At 65.2% G+C, this 19,851-nt stretch carries 20 protein-coding genes; 12 read left to right on the plus strand and 8 right to left on the minus strand.

The genetic code is table 11. The features are described 5' to 3' along the window. Window positions 1–38 precede the first annotated feature (38 nt). The 3 genes from trpS (at window position 39) to JG743_RS00935 (ending at window position 2,547) form a co-directional block, all read left to right on the plus strand. Window positions 39–1,106, plus strand: a complete 1,068-nt coding sequence (gene trpS, locus JG743_RS00925; protein ID WP_202297168.1) for a tryptophan--tRNA ligase — start codon at window positions 39–41, stop codon at window positions 1,104–1,106. Window positions 1,107–1,208: 102 nt separating this feature from the next. Next, complete coding sequence (locus JG743_RS00930) at window positions 1,209–1,700, plus strand: universal stress protein (protein WP_127283974.1); 492 nt, start codon at window positions 1,209–1,211, stop codon at window positions 1,698–1,700. 277 nt (window positions 1,701–1,977) lie between these two features. After that, window positions 1,978–2,547 carry a NifU family protein gene (locus JG743_RS00935; RefSeq protein ID WP_126056814.1) on the plus strand — a complete coding sequence of 190 codons (570 nt, stop codon included), beginning with the start codon at window positions 1,978–1,980 and terminating at the stop codon, window positions 2,545–2,547. A 114-nt stretch (window positions 2,548–2,661) separates the two neighbouring features. On the opposite strand, the gene JG743_RS00940 is transcribed toward JG743_RS00935, so the two are convergent. Next, complete coding sequence (locus JG743_RS00940; protein WP_202297170.1) at window positions 2,662–3,279, minus strand: L,D-transpeptidase; 618 nt, start codon at window positions 3,277–3,279, stop codon at window positions 2,662–2,664. A 227-nt stretch (window positions 3,280–3,506) separates the two neighbouring features. Here JG743_RS00940 and cueR point away from each other — a divergent pair, with 227 nt between their 5' ends. Further along, complete coding sequence (cueR, locus tag JG743_RS00945; RefSeq protein WP_202297181.1) at window positions 3,507–3,926, plus strand: Cu(I)-responsive transcriptional regulator; 420 nt, start codon at window positions 3,507–3,509, stop codon at window positions 3,924–3,926. 39 nt (window positions 3,927–3,965) lie between these two features. Here cueR and JG743_RS00950 read toward each other — a convergent pair whose 3' ends face one another. Further along, a complete protein-coding gene (locus JG743_RS00950; RefSeq protein WP_202297183.1) occupies window positions 3,966–4,151 on the minus strand; it encodes a hypothetical protein in 186 nt (61 codons plus the stop codon). Between the two features lie 1,081 nt (window positions 4,152–5,232). Further along, window positions 5,233–5,478 (minus strand): hypothetical protein, encoded by a 246-nt coding sequence (locus tag JG743_RS34060; RefSeq protein WP_210388517.1) that lies wholly within the window; start codon window positions 5,476–5,478, stop codon window positions 5,233–5,235. Window positions 5,479–5,591: 113 nt separating this feature from the next. Between JG743_RS34060 and JG743_RS00955 the strand changes: the two genes are divergently transcribed. From JG743_RS00955 to JG743_RS00965, 3 genes are all read left to right on the plus strand, one after another. Next, entirely contained in the window at window positions 5,592–6,092 is a 501-nt protein-coding gene (locus JG743_RS00955; RefSeq protein ID WP_202297189.1) for an MmcB family DNA repair protein, read from the plus strand. 220 nt (window positions 6,093–6,312) lie between these two features. Next, window positions 6,313–7,059: an SDR family NAD(P)-dependent oxidoreductase gene (locus JG743_RS00960; protein ID WP_202297190.1), complete on the plus strand. Its 747-nt coding sequence runs from the start codon at window positions 6,313–6,315 to the stop codon at window positions 7,057–7,059. 42 nt (window positions 7,060–7,101) lie between these two features. Beyond that, window positions 7,102–8,136: an RNA polymerase subunit sigma-70 gene (locus tag JG743_RS00965; RefSeq protein ID WP_202297191.1), complete on the plus strand. Its 1,035-nt coding sequence runs from the start codon at window positions 7,102–7,104 to the stop codon at window positions 8,134–8,136. Here JG743_RS00965 and nhaA read toward each other — a convergent pair. The 5 genes from nhaA to JG743_RS00990 all read right to left on the minus strand — a co-directional run bounded on the left by nhaA (window position 8,133) and on the right by JG743_RS00990 (window position 15,147). Continuing rightward, window positions 8,133–9,320 carry a Na+/H+ antiporter NhaA gene (nhaA, locus tag JG743_RS00970; protein ID WP_202297192.1) on the minus strand — a complete coding sequence of 396 codons (1,188 nt, stop codon included), beginning with the start codon at window positions 9,318–9,320 and terminating at the stop codon, window positions 8,133–8,135. The genes JG743_RS00965 and nhaA overlap by 4 nt on opposite strands. A gap of 352 nt (window positions 9,321–9,672) precedes the next feature. Then, window positions 9,673–10,236, minus strand: a complete 564-nt coding sequence (locus JG743_RS00975; RefSeq protein WP_127405771.1) for an ActR/PrrA/RegA family redox response regulator transcription factor — start codon at window positions 10,234–10,236, stop codon at window positions 9,673–9,675. 119 nt (window positions 10,237–10,355) lie between these two features. Continuing rightward, window positions 10,356–11,678, minus strand: coding sequence for an ActS/PrrB/RegB family redox-sensitive histidine kinase (locus JG743_RS00980; protein ID WP_202297202.1), 1,323 nt, complete (start codon window positions 11,676–11,678; stop codon window positions 10,356–10,358). A 60-nt stretch (window positions 11,679–11,738) separates the two neighbouring features. Next, the gene (gene hrpB / locus JG743_RS00985) at window positions 11,739–14,201 is read right to left on the minus strand and encodes an ATP-dependent helicase HrpB (RefSeq protein ID WP_202297204.1); all 2,463 of its coding nucleotides are present in this window, start codon (window positions 14,199–14,201) and stop codon (window positions 11,739–11,741) included. 55 nt (window positions 14,202–14,256) lie between these two features. Then, window positions 14,257–15,147, minus strand: a complete 891-nt coding sequence (locus tag JG743_RS00990; RefSeq protein WP_202297206.1) for a DMT family transporter — start codon at window positions 15,145–15,147, stop codon at window positions 14,257–14,259. Between the two features lie 25 nt (window positions 15,148–15,172). Between JG743_RS00990 and JG743_RS00995 the strand changes: the two genes are divergently transcribed. From JG743_RS00995 to JG743_RS01015, 5 genes are all read left to right on the plus strand, one after another. After that, the gene (locus tag JG743_RS00995; protein WP_202297208.1) at window positions 15,173–15,865 is read left to right on the plus strand and encodes a PIG-L deacetylase family protein; all 693 of its coding nucleotides are present in this window, start codon (window positions 15,173–15,175) and stop codon (window positions 15,863–15,865) included. A gap of 230 nt (window positions 15,866–16,095) precedes the next feature. Continuing rightward, window positions 16,096–17,427, plus strand: coding sequence for an ABC transporter substrate-binding protein (locus JG743_RS01000; protein WP_202297210.1), 1,332 nt, complete (start codon window positions 16,096–16,098; stop codon window positions 17,425–17,427). A gap of 107 nt (window positions 17,428–17,534) precedes the next feature. Next, window positions 17,535–18,482, plus strand: a complete 948-nt coding sequence (locus JG743_RS01005) for a carbohydrate ABC transporter permease (RefSeq protein ID WP_446720896.1) — start codon at window positions 17,535–17,537, stop codon at window positions 18,480–18,482. Next, complete coding sequence (locus JG743_RS01010; RefSeq protein ID WP_202297214.1) at window positions 18,479–19,429, plus strand: carbohydrate ABC transporter permease; 951 nt, start codon at window positions 18,479–18,481, stop codon at window positions 19,427–19,429. The genes JG743_RS01005 and JG743_RS01010 overlap by 4 nt, the downstream gene beginning before the upstream one ends. Window positions 19,430–19,646: 217 nt before the next feature. After that, on the plus strand, window positions 19,647–19,850 hold the full coding sequence (locus tag JG743_RS01015) for a hypothetical protein (RefSeq protein WP_202297216.1): 204 nt from the start codon (window positions 19,647–19,649) through the stop codon (window positions 19,848–19,850). Window position 19,851 lies beyond the last annotated feature (1 nt).

Consider the following 19,851-nt stretch of genomic DNA (forward strand, 5'->3'; position numbering starts at 1 on the left):
TCACGCTTAGACGGCCCTCCACAAGCCATGAGGACATCATGACCGCCTTCAAACCCCTTGTCTTTTCGGGCGTCCAGCCGACCGGCAATCTGCATCTCGGCAATTATCTCGGCGCCATCAAGAAATTCGTCGCGCTGCAGGAGCAGTCCGACTGCATCTATTGCGTCGTCGACCTGCATTCGCTGACCGCGCAGCTCGTCCATGACGACCTCGCCGACCAGACACGCTCGATCACCGCTGCCTTCCTCGCCTCCGGCATCGACGCGAAGAAGCACATCGTCTTCAACCAGTCGCGGGTGATGCAGCATGCCGAGCTCGCCTGGATCTTCAACTGCGTGGCGCGCATCGGCTGGATGAACAAGATGACGCAGTTCAAGGACAAGGCCGGCAAGGACCGCGAGAACGCCTCGCTCGGCCTGCTCGCCTATCCGAGCCTGATGGCGGCCGACATCCTGCTCTACCGCGCCACCCATGTGCCAGTGGGCGAGGACCAGAAGCAGCATCTGGAGCTGACCCGCGACATCGCCCAGAAATTCAACAACGATTTCTCGAACCGCATCGCGGCGCTGGGCGTCGGTGTCGAGATGCAGGTCGGCGAGGAGACCGTGAACGGCTTCTTCCCGATCACCGAGCCGGTGATCGGCGGGCCGGCGGCGCGCATCATGAGCCTGCGCGATGGTTCGAAGAAGATGTCGAAGTCGGACCCATCGGACCTGTCGCGCATCAACCTGACCGACGATGCCGACACCATCTCGAAGAAGATCCGCAAGGCCAAGACCGATCCGGAAGCCTTGCCGAGCGAGGTCGACGGGCTGGAAAGCCGGCCGGAGGCGGAAAACCTGGTCGGCATCTATGCCGGGCTCGCCGATATCTCCAAGGCCGACGTGCTGAAGGAGTTCGGCGGCCAGCAGTTCTCGGTGTTCAAGCCGGCGCTGGCCGACCTGGCGGTCGAGAAGCTGGCGCCGGTCGCCGGCGAGATGCGCCGCATCGAGGGCGACCGCGCCTATGTCGACGCGGTGCTCAGGGACGGCGGCGAGCGCGCCGGCGCGCTCGCGGAATCCACCATGAGGACGGTGCGCGACATCATCGGCCTTCTGCAGGATTGATCGATCCAATCTCGTTGATCGCTACTGCCATGGAGGCCGGCGGCTTGCCGCCGGTCCGTGGCGGTGGCAGATTGCGGCCGAATTGATACCGGGCAGATAGACATGGTCTCCAAACGCCTCAGCCGTGAAGTCGGCCACCGCCGCAAGTTCCTGGCGATCATCGACGACACGCCCGAATGCGAACGCGCCGTCGCCTATGCCTCGAAGCGGGCGCAGAGCACCAGCGGCGTGCTGGTGCTGCTCTATGTCATCGAGCCGGACGATTTCCAGCACTGGCTGGGGGTCGAGAAGATCATGCGCGAGGAGGCCAACGCGACGGCGCGCGCAGCGCTCGATACTTACGCCAACAAGGTTCGCCAGAAGCTCGGCATCGAGCCTGAGCTGGTGGTGCGCGAAGGCAAGCCGACCGAGGAGATCCACAAGCTGATCGAGGAAGACCAGGACATCGCCATCCTGGTGCTGGCGGCGGGCGCCGGCAAGGAAGGCCCCGGACCTCTTGTCAGCGCCGTGGCCGGCAGGGGCGCCGCCTTCCCCATCCCGGTCACCGTGGTGCCGCAGAATCTGTCGGATGAGGAGATCGACAGCCTCGCTTGAGATGTGTTGGTATTCAGGTGAGGCCGGCCTGCAAATGGCGGCTTCCTGCGCTTCCGGTGCTCACGTACTTGGAGTACGCTCCGCTCCGGTTCTCGTAAGCCACCACTTTCGGCACGGCCTGACCTGAACCTCAACACACCTCACGCACATTGCGGGAGCCCGCAAAAACATTCCGCCAGCCGGCCGTTCGGGCGATGCGTTTCGCTTGAATGTCCAGCCGATAGGGCCTATTTAGAATTATTCCAAACTTCCCGCCCGAAGGGGCATGGAGACCGCCATGTTCATCCAGACCGAGTCGACGCCGAATCCGGCGACGCTGAAGTTCCTGCCCGGCAAGGAGGTGCTTCGCGAAGGCACCGCCGATTTCCGCGACGCCGATGGCGCCGCCGCCGCCTCGCCGCTGGCCGGCCGGCTGTTCGAGATTCCGGGCGTCACCGGCGTCTTCTTCGGCTATGACTTCATCACAGTGACCAAGGACGGTCCCGACTGGCAGCATTTGAAGCCGGCGATCCTCGGCGCCATCATGGAGCATTTCATGTCGGGCGCGCCGGTCATGGCGACGAGCGGCCCGGCGGCCGAAACCAGCCAGACCGGTGAATTCTACGACAAGGCCGACGAAGAGCTGGTCATCACCATCAAAGAGCTGCTCGACACCAGGGTGCGCCCGGCGGTTGCGCAGGACGGCGGCGACATCACCTTCCGCGGCTTCGAGAACGGCACCGTGTTCCTGCACATGAAGGGCGCCTGCGCCGGCTGTCCGTCGTCGACGGCGACGCTGAAGCACGGCATCCAGAACCTGCTTCGTCACTTCGTTCCCGAGGTGCAGCAGGTCGAGCAAGTGGCTTAATCCCACCGCTCCCTTATCCGCAGACAACAAAAAACCGGGCCGAATTGCCCGGTTTTCTGTTTTAGGACGTCCATTTGTTGCCTAGACGGTCCGCGCACGAAACTTTCAGTTGGCCTACATCACGATGACCTTGGCGCCGACCGAGGTGCGGTCGTAGAGGTCGATGATGTCCTGGTTCATCAGCCGGATGCAGCCCGACGACATCGCCTTGCCGATCGAATTCCATTCCGGGCTGCCGTGCAGGCGGTAGCCCATGTCACCGCCCTTGTTGAACAGGTACATGGCGCGCGCGCCGAGCGGGTTCTTCAGGCCCGGCTCCATGCCGCTGGCGAATTTGGCGAGCTCCGGCTGGCGCTTAATCATCTGCGAGGGCGGCGTCCAGGTCGGCCATTCGCGCTTCAGCGCGATATGGGCGGTGCCATGCCACTCAAAACCTTCGCGGCCGACGCCGATGCCGTAGCGTATCGCAAGGCCGTCGCCCTCGACGAAGTAGAGGAACTTGTTCTGGGTGTCGACGATGATGGTGCCCGGCTTTTCCTTGGTGTCGTAGTCTACTTCCTGCCGGTGGAAGCGCGCCGGAACCTTCTCGATCGGGATGCGCGGCAATTGATAGCCCGCATCGGTGACCGCGCCATAGTCGTTGGTAAAGAGTCGCAAGCCGATGGTGCTACAACCACTGATCGCAGTCGACAGCGCCAGAGCGGCGACAATTGCAAAAGACTTCAAGCGCATGAATAGGTCCGATGCCCAGCCCGTTGATCGCGGCACGAGTCGGCCGCTTTTTCCTGAAATCATTCATGCTGGCATTTCTTTTGCTTGCCAAGCGCGCGATGCCTATATGCAGGACCTTACCTGCCGGTAGATGCACAACTGCGTCTTTTCGGCAACAGGGCTCACAGGATTGTGAAGCAAAATCAATGGGCCTGTCCCGCGGGATGGCCGAGGCCGAGGAGAGCGCCATGAATGTCGGAGATGCCGCCGAGCGGTCCGGCCTGCCGGCCAAGACCATCCGCTACTACGAGGAGATTGGCCTGATCCGCCCGGCGCGGGCCGAGAACGGCTATCGCGACTATTCCGGCGACGACATCCACCGGCTGGCCTTCCTGCGCCGGGCGCGCAATCTCGGCTTCTCCATCGACGACTGCCGCCAACTTATGTTGCTCTACCAGGATCGCAGCCGCGCCAGTCACGACGTGCGCGAGATCGCAGCCGCCCATGTCAGGGCGATCGAGGAGAAGGTGCGCGAGCTGCAATCGATGCGCTCCACGCTGCAGACGCTGATCCACGCCTGCCATGGCGACCACCGCCCGGACTGCCCGATCCTGGACGACATGGCGGGGCTGGCGGCGGAGAGCGGTCGCGGCAAGACGGCGAACTGACCCCGGGCGGGATCGCGCAGAGCACGCGACGACGTTTATTCAGGACGTTCGTGAGCGCTTCTTGCCGGGTTTGCGGCTGGTGGTCTGCTTGATGAACAGCTTGGCGTGATCGGCCCAATCGGCTGTCGTGACGCCATGCTCCCGAACCGACTTCCTGAACATCTCGCGCAGCGTGTCGAGGTCGAAGGCCGAAGGCCTCTCGCCATTCGATCCTGCTCTGTCCACCGCCATCTCCGCCCCGAAAGCAACAAGAAACATATATGTTTCTATATGATCGGCGTCCGGAACCCTTCAAGTTAAAAGCGGTCCCGGCGCTGACTTCTTTTGGGTGTAAATGGCATCTTGCTCGACAGCCATCCAATCGTCGCCGGGGGTTGCAATTCAGCCGGGCGCGGCTGTTGAACCACGCCCGCGCCTTTGAGCGTCGGGACGGGCGGCGAACCCGCGTCTTTCCCTGGACGGGAAGACGCGGGCCAGGTTGCCACCTGTTGCAATCACCAGCGGCGAATGCAACCGGACACAACCATTAACGATAGCTAATGTCCAGACGGGCCTAGGCTGTTCGGGAGCCCTAATCCCACTCTGGGTTTGTCAATCATAATCGCCATAATGTTCCTAGGTAGGGCGATTCTCGTAGGAGGTTGCAGTGGGCATGCGCAACAAACCCAACCAGCTATCGGGTCAGGATTCGGACCGGTTACTACAGGCCGCGGAAGGGCTGCATACGGCCCATCGTCGACCCACTGGTATCGCCGCAGTGCGACCACTACCCGCTCGCTCCAGGTTCTGCATGCGGCGCTGTTGAAGACCGTGCATGAAGTCACCGGGAAGGAAGTAGCGTTCATCCGGTGGAACGGGACGGGACCGGCTGAGCCACTTTAGAGGCCGCTAACGTAGGAACGCCCGGCGGACGTTCCGCGAACGAAAGGAGCCAATCTAAATCGAATGGGCGTGGGCTTACGCCTTTAGGCGGACCCTCGAATGGATTGCCGTGTTGCGCGATTGTCGGGGCGCCCCCAAGCCCTACGAGTAACCGATCAAGCGTGCGGGAACAAAGGCACGACCCTTCGTGCCGACTGAAATTCGCGTCAGCACTATCAAGGACTATAAGGGGCCCCTTGGCATCCTATCGATTCAGACCACCGAAGGTTTCTCTGGTGTTCGCCGCTGCCGCCATCCTCAGCGTTCCAGCGTACGCTTTCCTCCACATGATCTACATCCTGTCGCAGATTCATGGCCCTTGGTGAGTGCACCTGCGTCCTCGGGAAAGATCCGTTCATCGGTGGAACGGGACGGGTCTGGGCAACTAGGCACGAAGCTGCGCCCTAGCTTCCTGAGCGGCTTCGATAAGGAGGTCTAGATCGACGCTCCGCATCGGGGAGAAGTACGAATCTTCGCCTGACTGCACGCTCATACGGCACGTCCGTTCGCCATCATCTGACTGGTAGATTTTGAACGAAACCGTGAAGTATTGGGCATTAACGTTGTACTTGGCGATAAGCTTGCGCGACCAGAACCGCCGCCAACCGTTCACCAGCGATTGAAAAACCAAGGTGCGCCCCCGCTTCCACCGGATATCGGAAGCTATCCCCCGAGCACTTGGGTCTGTCAAATATGCAATCGCCCGGGTTCAAACCGTGAACAAAATCTGGCATGGTGCCGGCCATGCCCATCATTTCTCCGATTCCGCTCAACCCCCTGATCGACGGCCGCCAGTCGGAGCGAGCCATGCTGGTGCGGCGCGGGGTGCAGCGGCTGCTTACCGAAATGGGCGCGCATGTGCTGCCGGAGCTCTCGCTCGCCACCGGCCGGCGCGCCGACCTCGTCGCGCTCACCCGGCAGGGCGATATCTGGATCATCGAGATCAAATCCTCGATCGAGGATTTCCGCGTCGACCGCAAATGGCCCGACTATCGGCTGCATTCCGACCGCTTCTTCTTCGCCACCCATCCCGGCGTGCCGCAGGACATCTTCCCGGAGGAATGCGGCTTCATCCTCTCCGACGGCTATGGCGCCGAAATCCTGCGCGACGCGCCGGAGCACCGCATGGCGGCGGCGACGCGCAAGGCGCTGATGCTGCGGATCGCCCGGGCGGGCGCGGCACGGCTTTTGGCGGCGGAGCTTGCCGGTGTCTCGGTGCCGTCGCTGGATGGCGAGAGCGAGTAGGGCTGATACGGCCCGCCGGGGTCATCCTGCGACGCTGGCGCCGCCCCTCATCCCCCTGCCGGGACCTTCTCCCCGTGAACGGGGAGAAGGGAGATAGCCTCGACCGTACTGATCGCCCGAAAAGTTTTTTGACCTCGCACCGATGATTTCCGCTGACTCCGGCTGTCCTCATCAACAGGGGCGCCCGGATGGTCCGGCGGCCCGCAACGAGAGGTGATCCATGGGATCGTTGAAAGGTCAGAATGTCGTCGTCATCGGAGGGAGCCGGGGTGTCGGCCGCTCGATCGTGGAAGCAGCGCTTGGCGAAGGGGCAACGGTGCTTGCCGTCGCCCGTGGCGCCGCGGACCTGAAACAGCTTGCCTGGGAGAAGCCCGGCGTGAAGACGCTGGCGGTCGACGCGACGGACGAGAGCGCGCCCGAAGCCGTTTTCGGCGCGCTTGCGCCGGACGTGCTGGTGGTCTCGGCGGGCGCGCTTGCCCCGACCGTGCCGGTGCAGGAGCAGAGCTGGGAGGTGTTCTCGGCAAACTGGGACATGGACGTCAAGGCGTCGTTCCTGTTCTGCAGGGCCGCGCTCCAGGGCCGGCTCAAGCCGGGGAGCCGGGTGGTGCTGATCTCCAGCGGGGCGGCCATGACCGGAGGCCCGCCGAATTCCGGCGGTTATTCCGGCGCGAAGCGCATGCAGATATTCCTGGCCGGCCACAGCCAGAAGGAAGCGGACCGGTTGGGCCTCGGCCTGCGCTTCATGGCGCTGTCGCCGGCCCGCATCATGCCAGGCACCGGCGTCGGCGATCGCGGCATCGACAGCATTTCGGCCTATATGGGCATCCGCCCGGCGGACTTCCTCGCCAGCATGACCGACATGCAGAGCCCGGCCGATGTCGGGCGCGCGGTGGTTCAGCTCGCCACCGCGAAGCAGCAAGGCAGTTCCTTCCTGGTGAGTGGCGCCGGACTTGCGGCGGCGGCATGAGGCGCGCAGGATGCCGGCCGAACTCAACCCCGCAGGCTCCGCATGACAGACGCTCCCGGCGCTTCTGAGCCATTGGGCCGGCCAGGCCAGCCGATCCTCGATCGGCTGGCCTTCGAGCGCTTGACCGTGGCCCATCGCCGCGAGCTCAAGCTGCACTGCTACCGGATGATGGGTTCGCTCAACGAGGCCGAGGACCTCGTCCAGGACACTTTCCTCAAGGCATGGCGCGCAAGGTCGCAATTCGGCGGGCGGGGCTCTCCTCGCGGCTGGCTCTACAGCATCGCTACCAACAGCTGCCTCAACGCCATCAAGGCGAGAGCGGCGGCGCGCCGCATTCTCGAACTGCCCCGACAGCCGCCCTCCGACGGGCCGGCAGCAGACGGGCCCGCCGCCGAGCTTGCCTGGCTGGAGCCTTATCCGGACACCGAGCTTCCGGACCTCGCCGACGACGAGCCCGGTCCGGAGGCGCGCTACGAGGCGCGCGAGGCCGTACAGCTCGCCTTTGTCGCGGCGATCCAGCTTCTGCCGCCCCGGCAACGGGCCGCGCTTTTGCTTTGCGATGTGCTGGGATGGTCGGCGATCGAGACGGCGCAATTGCTGGGCGGGTCGACCGCCTCGATCAACAGCGCCCTGCAGCGCGCCCGCGCGACGCTTGGTGAACGATACGCTGAGGGCCGCCCCCTGCAACGGGTGCAGCCCAGTCCGGAAGAGGGCCTGCTGCTCGAACGCTACATGCGGGCCTGGCAGACCGACAATCTCGACGGCCTCGTCGAGCTGCTGCGGGAGGACGCCAGCTATCACATGCCGCCATGGCGGGAATGGTACCGAGGACGCAAGGCGATCGGTGCTTTCCTGGGGACGGTCTGGGGCAATTTTGCCGGCTATCGCACGGTGGCGACAAGGGCCAACGGCCATCCCGCCGTCGGGGTCTACGCGTTGAGCCATCAGGATCAGGTCTGGCGGCCCCACTCGCTGCATGTCATCGAGCCCGCCGACAGCGCGATCGCTTGCCTGACGATCTATGTGCCGCCGCTCGGACCTAAACTGTTTGCGGCCTTCGGACTGCCGCCGATCTAGTCTTCGTCCGCCTCGTCCCCCACCGCCGGCGCGATGAGCAGCACCGCCGCGCCGAGCAGCGCGGCGACCAGCGAGCCGGCGAGGATGCCGACCTTGACCGCGTCCTGGAGTGCGGCATCGCTGGCAAAGGCGAGCAGGCCGATGAACAGGCTCATGGTGAAGCCGATGCCGCACAGCAGCGAAATGCCGATCATGTGCAGCCAGCCGGCATTGACCGGCAGGTCGGCGAGGCCGAGCCGGATGGCGAGCGCGGAAGAGCCGAAGACGCCGACCAGCTTGCCCAGCACCAGGCCAGCGGTGACGCCCAGCGTCAGCGGCTCGACCAGGGCGGCCATGCTCAGGCCGGCAAGCGATACGCCGGCATTGGCGAAGCCGAAGATCGGGATGACGAAGAAGGGCACGAGCTTGTGCAGGCCGTGCTCCAGCCGGTGCAGCGGCGAATGCTCGAGGTCGTGGCTGATGCCGGCGGCGCGCTCGAGTGGGATGGTGAGCGCCAGCGCCACGCCGGCCAGCGTGGCGTGCACGCCCGATTTCAGCACCAACACCCAGAGCACGGCGCCGAGCACGAGATAGGGGATCAGGGTCATCACCCGCATGCGGTTGAGAACGACGAGCGCGGCGATGACCGCGAAGGCGGCGCCGAGATAGGCGAGCGACAGGCCGCTGGTGTAGAACAGCGCGATGATGATGACGGCGCCGAGATCGTCGATGATGGCGAGCGCGGTGAGGAAGATCTTGAGCGAGGCCGGCACGCGATTGCCGAGCAGCGACAGCACGCCGAGCGCGAAGGCGATGTCGGTGGCGGTCGGGATCGCCCAGCCGGAGAGCGCGGCGGAATTGTCCCTGTTGATGGCGACATAGACCAGCGCCGGCACCACCATGCCGCCGGCGGCGGCGATGCCGGGCAGCACGCGGCGCGGCCAGGTCGAAAGCTGGCCGTCCAGCATCTCGCGCTTGATCTCCAGGCCGACCAGCAGGAAGAACACCGCCATCAGCCCGTCATTGACCCAGTGCGCGACGCTGAGCGGCCCGAGATAGGCGTGGAGCGCGGCGAAGTAGGCTTCGGCGAGCGGCGAGTTGGCGACGATCAGCGCAAGCGCCGCCGCCACCATCAGGATGATGCCGCCGGCCGCCTCGCCGTCGAGGAATTCGCGGAAGATGGATTTTGGCCGCTCGTCCCGCATGTACCCTCCGTTGCCGACTGTCAGCCGGCGCTATTCATGATGATGCTCAAGCGTCGCCGATGACGCAAGGCGCGCTTGGTACGTCGGAAATTGGCCGAGACGCCCGTCGCTTCGTCATCCTGGGGCGGAGCAAGGAGCGAAGCGACGCAGCGCAGACCCCAGGATCCATGCCGTGACTTCAGAGCGCTGCTGCGGTGCAGTATTTTGCGCCGTTTGCATTCTCCGGCTGAGGTAACGGCATGGATCCCAGGGTCTCCGCGACGGAGCTTCGCTCCTGCTTCGCCCTGGGATGACGACGTTGGGGGCTTTCGCCAATTGTGAAGCTTGCGACGGCTCCTCCAACGATGCTCCGTCAGCGCGGCGCGCGCTTGGCGAGGATCCGCTGCAGCGTGCGGCGGTGCATGTTGAGCCGGCGTGCGGTTTCCGAGACGTTGCGGTCGCACATTTCGTAAACGCGCTGGATGTGTTCCCAGCGCACGCGGTCGGCCGACATCGGGTTTTCCGGCGGAGCGGCGCGCTCGCCAGAAGTGCGGGTGAGCGCGGCGAAGACGTCGTCGGCGTCGGCGGGCTTGGAGAGATAGTCGATGGCGCCGAGCTTCACCGCGGTGACGGCGGTGGCGATGTTGCCGTAGCCGGTGAGGATGACGGCGCGGGCGTCGTCGCGCTTCTCGCGAATGGCGGCGATGACGTCGAGGCCGTTGCCGTCGCCGAGCCGCATGTCGACCACGGCATAGGCCGGCGGATGGGCGCGCGCCCTGGCGACCGCCTCCTCGACGCTCTCGGCCGTCTCGACGACGAAGCCCCTGGTTTCCATGGCGCGGGCGAGCCGGGTCAGGAACGGCTTGTCGTCGTCGACGATCAGCAGCGAGGTGTCCTCGCCCTCAACCATTGCGCCAGTCGTTTCGTCTCCACTCATGGTGTCCAGAATTCCTGCTGCCTTAAGTTTACGCAGATACAGTCCCGCGCCACTATTGTCCAATTTTTAGGGCCTGCAACCGGCTCCGATGAGGCCACTAAGCAGGTTAAAGCGTGGTTTCAGGCGGTGTCGAACATGCTCGAAGACGATTCGGGGTTGAGAAAGACGCCGCGTGGCCAGGATATCTGCACCACGGCGCCCTCGCCCAGCCCGCTCGAATTGCGGAAATCGAGCGTGGCGCCGGAACGCTCCAGCAAGGTCTTGGCAATGAACAGGCCGAGGCCGAGGCCGCCGCCGGCCTCTGTGCCCTGCCGCGTCGACATATAGGGTTCGCCGATGCGGTCGATGATCTCCGGCGGGAAGCCCGGCCCGTCATCGATTATCGAAAAGGTAACTTCGGCGTCGTCCCAGCTCCAGCTGACAGTCACGGTCTTGCGGGCGAAGTCGACGGCGTTCTCGACCAGATTGCCGAGACCGTAGATGACGCCTGGATTGCGCCGTCCGACCGGCTCGGGGCCGATGCGCTCGCCCGGCCGCAGCTTGATCGAGATGCCGAAATCGCGGTGCGGTGCGGTCACCTCCTCGACCAACGAGGTCAGCGGCAGACGCGACAGATGCGCCTCGCCCTCGGGAGACAGGCTGGTCAGCCGCTTCAGGATCTCGCGGCAGCGCTCGCTCTGCGAGCGCAGCAGCTTCACGTCCTCGGCAAATTTCCGGTCCTCACCGAGCGCCTTCTCCATCTCCTTGGCGACCAGCGTGATGGTGGCAAGCGGCGTGCCGAGCTCATGCGCGGCTGCGGCCGCGAGCCCGTCAAGAGCGGAGAGATGCTGCTCGCGCTGCAGCACCAGCTCGGTGGCGGCGAGCGCGTTGGCAAGCAGGCGCGCTTCCTCGGCGACGCGGAAGGCGTAGATGGCGGTGAAGGCGATCGAGGCGAACACCGCCATCCACATGCCGGCGACGTAGATGAAGGGCATCTCCAGCGGCGCGCCCTCGTACCAGGGCAGCGGCTGGTGGAAGAAGACCAGCAGCGTGGCCGCCACCATGACCAGCGCCCCTAGCACCGCTGTGAGGCGCAGCGGCAGCGACGCCGCCGAGATGACGACGGGCACGGAAAGCAGCACCGAGAACGGGTTGGTGAGACCGCCGGTCATGTAGAGCAGGCCGGCAAGCTGCAAGCTGTCGACGGTGAGGATGGCGAAGGCCGAGAGCGGGGTGAGCCGGTGTGCCGCCGGGTAACGGAAGGTCAGCCACAGGTTCATCCAGGCCGAGCAGGCGATCAGCGCGAAGCACATGCTGACGGACAACGGGAATTTCAGCCCGTAGGCGACGACGAGCACCGTCAGGCTCTGGCCGACGATGGCCAGCCAGCGCAGCCGGATCAGCGTGTTGAGGCGCAGCCGCTGGCTTTGCTGGAAATCTGGTGAACGCAGTATGTTGATCATGACGAGCGACTATAGCCGGGAAAAGACGATGGGGTGACTACCATGTTTCGATGCCTGCCCTTACGTCCCGCGCGGCTTGGCGCGGCTGGTGGCGGTGGCGAGCAACGGGTTCTCGGGCCAGACATGCCTGGGATAGCGGCCGCGCATGTCGGTGCGGACATCCGCCCAGGAACCGCGCCAGAAGCCGGGCAGGTCGCGCGTCGTCTGGATCGGCCGGTGCGCCGGCGACAGGAGTTCGAGGGTGAGCGGCACGGTGCCGCCGGCGATCGCCGGGTGCCTGTCGAGGCCGAACAGCTCCTGCACGCGCACCGCCAGCACCGGCCATTCGCCGTCGTAGCGGATCGGCACATGGCTGCCCGACGGGGCGTCGAAATGGGTCGGCGCCAGCGCGTCGACCTTGCGCTGCAGATCATGCGGCACCATCGCCATCAGCCCGGCCGAAAGGGAAGCCGGCTTGATCGCGGCGAAGGAGGCATCGCCGCCGAGGAAGGGCAGCAGCCAGTCGTCGAGGCGGTCGAGGAGCGCCTCGTCGGAAACATCAGGCCAGGGCGCGCCGAGGCCACGATTGAGCCAGCCGAGCCGCTGCCGCAGCGTCTCGGCCTCCTTGCCCCAGTCGAGCAGCGACAGGCCATGCTCGCGCAGAGCTTCGAGGATCGCCCGATCCGCGTCGGCGCCGGACGGCGCCGGCAGCATGCGCTCGGCCAGCGTGATGGCGCCGAGCCTTGCGGTCTCGCGCACGCGCACCGCACGCCGGTCGCGGTCGAAGCTTGTCTCGCGGCGCGTCTCGATGCGGTCGCCAAGGGCCGCGCGGATGTCGGCCTCGTCGACCGCAGCGGCGGCGGTGATGCGGGCGTTCTGCGCCTTGCCCTGCAGGTCGGCGACGACCAGCCAGGTCTCGCCAGCCAGCGGATCGGCGGCATCGAGGATTGCGCCCGAACCATTGGCCAGCACGAAACGGCCACGCTCGCCGCGCGCTTTGGCGACGCGGTCCGGCCAGGCATGGATGAGGAGCGCGCCGGCGGAAGCCTGCGCATCGCCTTTGCCGCCGCCGGCCTGCCTTGCCAGCCGTTCGGCGAGCTGGCGGGCTGAAACGGCACGCGGCGACTTCTCGGCGCGGAAGCGCATTAGCCGGCGTTCGAGGTCGGCGCCGTCGCCGCCGAGCCCACGTTCGGTAAGCAGCACGGCAAGCGTCGCCGCCTCCAGCGCATGGCCGATTGCGGCGGCTTCGGCGACCATATGGGCAAGCCGCACCGGCAGCGCCAGCTTGCGCATCGCCGAACCAGCATCGGTCAGCCGCCCCGCCTCGTCGACGGCGTGCAGCGCGCGCAGCAAGACCCTCGCCTCGTTGAGCGCCGGCGCCGGCGGCAGGTCGAGGAAGGACAGGCTCGAAGGATCGGCGACGCCGAAGGCGGCGCAATCGAGCATGAGGCCGGAAAGATCGGCCTCAAGGATTTCCGGCGGCGTGAAGGCGGGAAGCGCGGCCGTCTGCTCGGCGCGCCACAGCCGGACGGCGACGCCAGCCTGCGTGCGGCCGGCGCGGCCGGCGCGCTGGTCGGCCGATGCCCGGCTGACGCGCACCGTCTCCAGCCTGGTCAGTCCGCTCGCCGGCTCGTAGCGCGGCAGGCGCGACAGGCCGGAATCGATGACGACGCGCACGCCGTCGATGGTGATCGAGGTCTCGGCGATGGACGTCGCCAGCACCACCTTGCGGCGACCCGGCGGCGGCGGCCTGATCGCCGCGTCCTGTGTTTTGTTGTCGAGTTGGCCGTAGAGCGGCACGATGTCGGTGTCGGCGCCGAGGCGGTCCCGCAGCCGCTCGGCGGTGCGCTCGATCTCGCGCTGGCCGGGCAGGAAGGCAAGCACGCTGCCGTTCTCGTCGACCAGGGCCGAGCGGATCGCCCTGGCCATGGCGTCCTCGATCGCAGTGCCCGGCGGCCGCTCGTCATAGCGGATGTCGACCGGGAAGGCGCGGCCCTCGCTCTCGATCACCGGCGCGCCGGACAACAGCCTGGCGACGCGCGCGCCGTCGAGCGTCGCCGACATGACCAGCAGCCTGAGGTCCGGCCGCAGCGCACCCTGCACGTCGAGCGCCAGCGCCAGGCCGAAATCCCCGTCCAGCGAGCGCTCGTGGAATTCGTCGAAGATCACGGCGGAGACACCGGGCAGTTCCGGGTCATCGAGGATCATGCGCGACAACACGCCCTCGGTGACGACGAGAATCTTTGTCTTCGCCGAGGTGCGGTTCTCCATGCGCATGGCATAGCCGACGGTCTCGCCGGGCTCCTCGCCGAGGAGCTCGGCCATGCGGCGGGCGGCGGCGCGGGCGGCGAGCCGGCGCGGCTCGAGCAGGACGATCCTGCCCGCGCCGAGCCACGGCGCGTCGAGCAGCGCCAGCGGCACCAGCGTCGTCTTGCCGGCGCCGGGCGGCGCCACCAGCACGGCGCTGCTCTTCATCGCCAGCGCTTCGCCGAGCGCCGGCAGCACGGCTGAGACCGGAAGCTCCGGCAAGCGATCTGTCTTCATCGCGCCCGCATATCAGCGGCCATGGCCAGCGCGCAACAATGCGCTGCCGGCCGCGTTAAAGCCGGGTGCGCGAAAACGGGTTCCAGCGCACCGTGCCCAGCCGCACCTCCTCGCGCACCATGGTGAGCAGGCCGGACCCGCCGACGACGGCGAGGCCGACGAGCGACAGCGTATCGGGATACTCCTGGAAGAACAGCGCGCCGAGGATCACCGCCCAGACGATCTGCGAATAATGCGTCGGCGCGATGCGGTTGGCGGGCGCGTATTTGACGGCGAGCAGCTGAAGCAATTGTCCGCAGGAGGTGAAGGCGCCCGATATGACGAACCATACAAGATGCCTGGCGTCCGGGAGCGTGAACGAGGTGGCCGCGGCGCCGAGGCCGTTGAACAAAAGCCCGTAGCCGATCAGCACGCCGAGTATGGTGGTGCGCTTTTCCTGCTGGGCAAGCGAGCGCATCAGGATGACGCTGGCGGCGGCGAGGAAGGCAACGCCGAACGCCGCGAGATGGCCGAGATGCAATTCGCGAAAGCCCGGCCTGACGACCAGCATGACCCCGGCAAAGCCGGCGACCACCGCCAGCCAGCGCCAGGGGCCGACGCTCTCCTTGAGGATGAGGGTGGAGAGGATGGTGACGCAGAGCGGCGCCAGGAAGATGAGCGCATAGGCTTCGGCCAAAGGAATTGTGGTGAATGCGTAGACGCTGAGCACGCCCGATGCGATGCCGGACCAGGCGCGGGCCTGCACCGCCCACGGCCTTCTGGTGCGCCAGAAGTCACGCCAGCGTTCGCCGTTCGGGCGGGTGAAGAGCAGGAAGCAGCCGGAAAACAGCGTCGAGAAGAAGCCGATCTCGAAGACGGTGAACTGCCCGCCCAGGCTTTTGACAACGGCGTCGTTGCACGAATAGCTTGCATAGGCGATCAGGGCGAGCAGGATACCGTTCGGCACGTTTTTCCATTTCCGGGAGAGTAGAGTGAAGGTACTGGCGCTCGGGGCGCATCCGGACGACATCGAGATATTCATGTTCGGTACGATGGCCGCCTATGCCGCGCTAGGCGCAGAGCTGACTTTCGCCATAGCCACGGACGGCGCCAAGGGCGGCAAGGGCGACCCGGCAGTCCTTGCCCGCGCCCGCCGCGAGGAGGCGACCGCGGCGGCGGGACTGCTCGGCGTCGTTCCACGCTTCCTCGACTTTCCCGACGGGGCGCTCGTCGCCGACGCCGCCCTGATCGGCGCGCTGAAGGCGCTGATCGGCGAGGTGAAGCCGGATCTCGTCATCACCCACGCGCCGAACGACTATCATGGCGACCACCGGGCGCTGTCGGACGGGGTGCGCATCGCGGCGTCGTTCGCGGTGCCGGTGCTGCATGCCGACACGCTCGGCGGCACCGGCTTTTCGCCGACGCACTATGTCGACATCTCCGGCCATGGCGGGATCAAGGCCGAAGCGATCCGGGCGCACCGCTCGCAGGACCCCGAGCGCTTTGTCGAGGCATCGCGGACGCTGAACGCCTTCCGCGCCGGCCAATGCAACGGCGCGCCGGCGGCTCTCGCCGAAGCCTTCCGCTTCGAGCCCGTCTTCCCCTTCGCCGACATCCGCGCCTTGCTGCCGCCGGCGCCGCCGATCCGGCCGGTGACGGTGAGCACGAGGACTGTCCAGGGCTGACGAACGGCCGGGGCGGTCGGCAGTAATTTTCCAACGATTTCAAGCGCGCCTTCCGCCATGCTGCGGCGCAGCAACGAATTCGCTTGCGTTGTTTAGTAAAAAGCGCATCACTAAACAAATTACTAAACATCCTGCGCACCGCGCACTGTCATGTTTGGGCCCCCGGAGGAGCGGGGGTTGAGAGCTCTTGAAACCGTCATCCGGGCGTGTTTCGCAAATGGGAGGAAGGCATGAAATCGACCTTGAAACTGGCGTTGGGTCTGGCCTCGGCGATCACCGCGTCGACAGCCGTCTCGAACGTCGCGCATGCGGAAGACCTGACGCTTTGCTGGGCGGCCTGGGATCCGGCCAACGCACTCGTGGAACTGTCCAAGGACTTCACCAAGGAAACCGGCATTGGCATGAAGTTCGAGTTCGTGCCGTGGACCAACTATGCCGACCGCTTCCTCAATGAGCTCAACTCGCACGGCAAATTGTGCGACCTGATCATCGGCGACAGCCAGTGGATCGGCGGCGCCGCCGAGAACGGCCACTATGTCAAGCTGAACGACTTCTTCGACAAGGAGAAGATCAGCATGGACGACTTCGTGCCGGCGACCGTCGTCGGCTATTCGGAATGGCCAAAGAACTCGCCGAACTACTGGGCGCTGCCGGCCATGGGCGACGTCGTCGGCTGGACCTACCGCAAGGACTGGTTCTCCAAGCCGGAACTGCAGAAGGAATTCAAGGAGAAGTACGGCTGGGATCTCGGCCCGCCCTCGACCTTCGACCAGTTGAAGCAGATCGCCGAATTCTTCCAGAAGCGTGAGATCGACGGCAAGACGGTCTATGGCGCCTCGATCTACACGGAGCGCGGCTCCGAAGGCATCACCATGGGCGCCATGGACGTGCTCTACAGCTTCGGCTTCCAGTATGAGAACCCGAAGAAGCCCTATGAGATGGACGGCTTCGTCAACTCCGAGAAGTCGGTGAAGGGTCTGGAGTTCTACAAGGCGCTCTATGATTGCTGCACCCCGCCCGGCGCCTCCAACAGCTACATGGGCGAAGGCGTCGACGCCTTCAAATCCGGCCAGGTGGCCATGCATATGAACTTCGCCTTCACCTGGCCCGGCCTGCAGAAGGACGAGAATGTCGGCGGCGACAAGATCGGCTACTTCGTCAACCCGAAGGGTCCCGACGGCGACCAGTTCGCCCAGCTCGGCGGCCAGGGTATTTCGGTTGTGTCCTATTCCGACAAGCAGGAATCGGCGCTGAAATACATCAAGTGGTTCGCCAACAAGGACGTGCAGGCCAAATGGTGGTCGCTCGGCGGATATTCCTGCCTGAACGCGGTGGTCAAGGATCCGAAGTTCCCGGCCAGCCAGCCCTATGCGCAGACCTTCCTGGACTCGATGGCCATCGTGAAGGACTTCTGGGCCGAGCCAAGCTACGCACCGCTGCTGCAGGCCTCGCAGAAGCGCTTCCACGACTATGTCGTCGCCGGCCAGGGCTCGGCAAAGGACGCGCTCGACGGCCTGGTCAAGGACTGGACGCAGGTCTTCCAGGACGACGGCAAGATGTAAGGCTCCTCCCGAGCCGCGACCCGAGCGTCCCGTGCCGCCCTTGGCACGGGACGCAGTTCAGATAAATTCCATTGTCGAGACTTGACGTGACCGAAGCAGGACTCACCATGCTCAATCGGACTGCGGACAGCGTTGCCCGGGCGACCCCGGAGCCGTTGGCACGCAAGGTCCGCGGCATCAGCGACAAGGGCCTCGCCTGGCTGTTCATCTCGCCGACGATCCTTTTGCTTCTGGCCATCAACATCTTCCCGCTGTTCTGGGCGATTTACCTGTCCTTCACCAACTTCCGGGCCAACCGGCCCAACGAGGTGGTGAAGAACCTCGGCTTTGCCAACTACCAGCGCATCCTGACCGACCAGGACATCTGGATCGCGATGCAGACGACAGCGCATTTCGTCTTCTGGACCATCCTCCTGCAGACGGTGATCGGCTTCACGCTAGCCTGGCTGATCGACAGGAAATTCCGCGGCCATGCCTTCTGGACCACCATCATCCTGGTGCCGATGATGCTGTCGCCGGCGGTGGTCGGTAATTTCTGGCGCTTCCTCTACGAGCCGCAGATCGGGCTGTTCGCCTATGCCATCTCGTTCGTCACCGGCATTCCGCCGACGAACATCCAGATGCTGTCCAATGTCGAGCTGGCGCCGTGGTCGATCATCATCGTCGACACCTGGATGTGGACGCCTTACGTGATGCTGATCTGCCTCGCGGGCCTGCGCTCGATCCCCGAATACATCTATGAGGCGGCCGAGGTCGACCGCGCCTCCAATTGGCGGCAGTTCTGGTCGATCACACTGCCGATGGCGCTGCCCTTCATCATGCTGGCGGTGCTGTTCCGCGGCATCGAGAACTTCAAGATGTTCGACATGGTCAACCTGTTGACTGGCGGCGGACCAGGCTCGACCACCGAGGTCGCCTCGATCACGCTGAAGCGGCAGGCCTTCGAGAGCTGGCGCACCGGCTATTCCTCGGCCTTCGCCATCATCCTGTTCGTCGCTGTGTTCGGGCTGGCCAACATCTACGTCAAGGCGCTGAACAAGGTGAAACAGAGATGAGCCTGACCACCGCCCATTCCGTCGTCGCGCCGTCGTCGAACGCGAAGCTTGTCGCCGGCACGATCATCGTCGCCTATGCGCTGATCTCGATCGTGCCGCTGTTGTGGATCTTCGCCACAAGCTTCAAGACGCCGCCGGATTCGATCGCCTATCCGCCGAAGATCGTCTTCCAGCCGAGCATCGAAGGCTACTGCAACCTGTTCACGACGCGGACCCGGCAGACACCGGAGTACATCAACTCGCTCGGGCCTGCGACCGGCTTCTGCGACGAGACCGTGCGCAAGCGCAACATGGTGATCGCCGGGCCGTCGAACTTCCTGCCGCGCTTCGTCAATTCGCTGATCATCGCCTTCGGCTCGACCTTCTGCGCGGTGTTCCTCGGAACGCTGTCGGCCTACGGCTTCTCGCGCTTCAAGGTGCCGCTCGCCGACGACCTGCTGTTCTTCATCCTGTCGACGCGCTTCATGCCGCCGATCGCGGTCGCGATCCCGATCTACCTGATGTACCGCGAGCTCGGCCTCTCCGACACCGCGCTCGGCATGATCCTGCTCTATACGGCGGTCAACGTCTCGCTGGCGGTGTGGCTGCTCAAGGGCTTCATCGACGAGATCCCGCGCGAATACGAGGAAGCGGCGATGATCGACGGCTATACGAGGTTGCAGGCCTTCTGGCGCACCGTGCTGCCGCAGGCGACGACCGGCATCGCCGCGACCGCCATCTTCTGCCTGATCTTTGCCTGGAACGAATATGCCTTCGCCGCGCTCTTGACCTCCGGCACGGCGCAAACCGCGCCGCCGTTCATCCCGACCATCATCGGCGAGGGCGGCCAGGACTGGCCGGCCGTGGCGGCGGGCACGACGATCTTCCTGGTGCCGATCCTGGTTTTCACCATCCTGCTCCGCAAGCAGCTGCTGCGCGGCATCACCTTCGGCGCGGTGCGCAAATGATTAGTTTGGGAATAAGTCGACCCCCACTCCGTCGAGCTTCGCTCGACACCTCTCCCCCGATCGACAGGGTAGAGGAAGGGCGCGAACTTCATTCAGCGAGGCTCCCTTCCTCTCCCTCCGGAGGGGGGAGAGGTGGCGCTGCAAAGCAGCGACGGAGTGGGGGAACCACCTGGCAACCATCTCTCCCCTTGAACGGGGAGAAGGACGGGAGGAACGCATGAGCCGCACTGTTGTCTCCAAGCGCTCCTCATGGCCCCGCTGGGCGAAGCGCGGCCTGCTCGAAAACATCGCGACGGCGATCATCGCCATCGGCTTCCTGATGCTGTTCCAGCCCTACGCGCTGTCGCTCTACACCTATTCCTTCATCACCATGCTTGCCGGCACCGTCATGTTCATCATCGTGTCGAAGTTCCCGGAGTAGA

Origin of the sequence: Mesorhizobium sp. 131-2-1, assembly GCF_016756535.1 — a bacterium.
GTDB lineage: Bacteria > Pseudomonadota > Alphaproteobacteria > Rhizobiales > Rhizobiaceae > Mesorhizobium.

Coding starts and splice junctions, on each gene's coding strand:
- trpS (WP_202297168.1), top strand. CDS start 39: ATGACCGCCTTCAAACCCCTTGTCTTTTCGGGCGTCCAGCCGACCGGC.
- JG743_RS00930 (WP_127283974.1), top strand. CDS start 1,209: ATGGTCTCCAAACGCCTCAGCCGTGAAGTCGGCCACCGCCGCAAGTTC.
- JG743_RS00935 (WP_126056814.1), top strand. CDS start 1,978: ATGTTCATCCAGACCGAGTCGACGCCGAATCCGGCGACGCTGAAGTTC.
- JG743_RS00940 (WP_202297170.1), bottom strand. CDS start 3,279: ATGCGCTTGAAGTCTTTTGCAATTGTCGCCGCTCTGGCGCTGTCGACT.
- cueR (WP_202297181.1), top strand. CDS start 3,507: ATGAATGTCGGAGATGCCGCCGAGCGGTCCGGCCTGCCGGCCAAGACC.
- JG743_RS00955 (WP_202297189.1), top strand. CDS start 5,592: ATGCCCATCATTTCTCCGATTCCGCTCAACCCCCTGATCGACGGCCGC.
- JG743_RS00960 (WP_202297190.1), top strand. CDS start 6,313: ATGGGATCGTTGAAAGGTCAGAATGTCGTCGTCATCGGAGGGAGCCGG.
- JG743_RS00965 (WP_202297191.1), top strand. CDS start 7,102: ATGACAGACGCTCCCGGCGCTTCTGAGCCATTGGGCCGGCCAGGCCAG.
- nhaA (WP_202297192.1), bottom strand. CDS start 9,320: ATGCGGGACGAGCGGCCAAAATCCATCTTCCGCGAATTCCTCGACGGC.
- JG743_RS00975 (WP_127405771.1), bottom strand. CDS start 10,236: ATGAGTGGAGACGAAACGACTGGCGCAATGGTTGAGGGCGAGGACACC.
- JG743_RS00980 (WP_202297202.1), bottom strand. CDS start 11,678: ATGATCAACATACTGCGTTCACCAGATTTCCAGCAAAGCCAGCGGCTG.
- hrpB (WP_202297204.1), bottom strand. CDS start 14,201: ATGAAGACAGATCGCTTGCCGGAGCTTCCGGTCTCAGCCGTGCTGCCG.
- JG743_RS01000 (WP_202297210.1), top strand. CDS start 16,096: ATGAAATCGACCTTGAAACTGGCGTTGGGTCTGGCCTCGGCGATCACC.
- JG743_RS01005 (WP_446720896.1), top strand. CDS start 17,535: ATGCTCAATCGGACTGCGGACAGCGTTGCCCGGGCGACCCCGGAGCCG.
- JG743_RS01010 (WP_202297214.1), top strand. CDS start 18,479: ATGAGCCTGACCACCGCCCATTCCGTCGTCGCGCCGTCGTCGAACGCG.
- JG743_RS01015 (WP_202297216.1), top strand. CDS start 19,647: ATGAGCCGCACTGTTGTCTCCAAGCGCTCCTCATGGCCCCGCTGGGCG.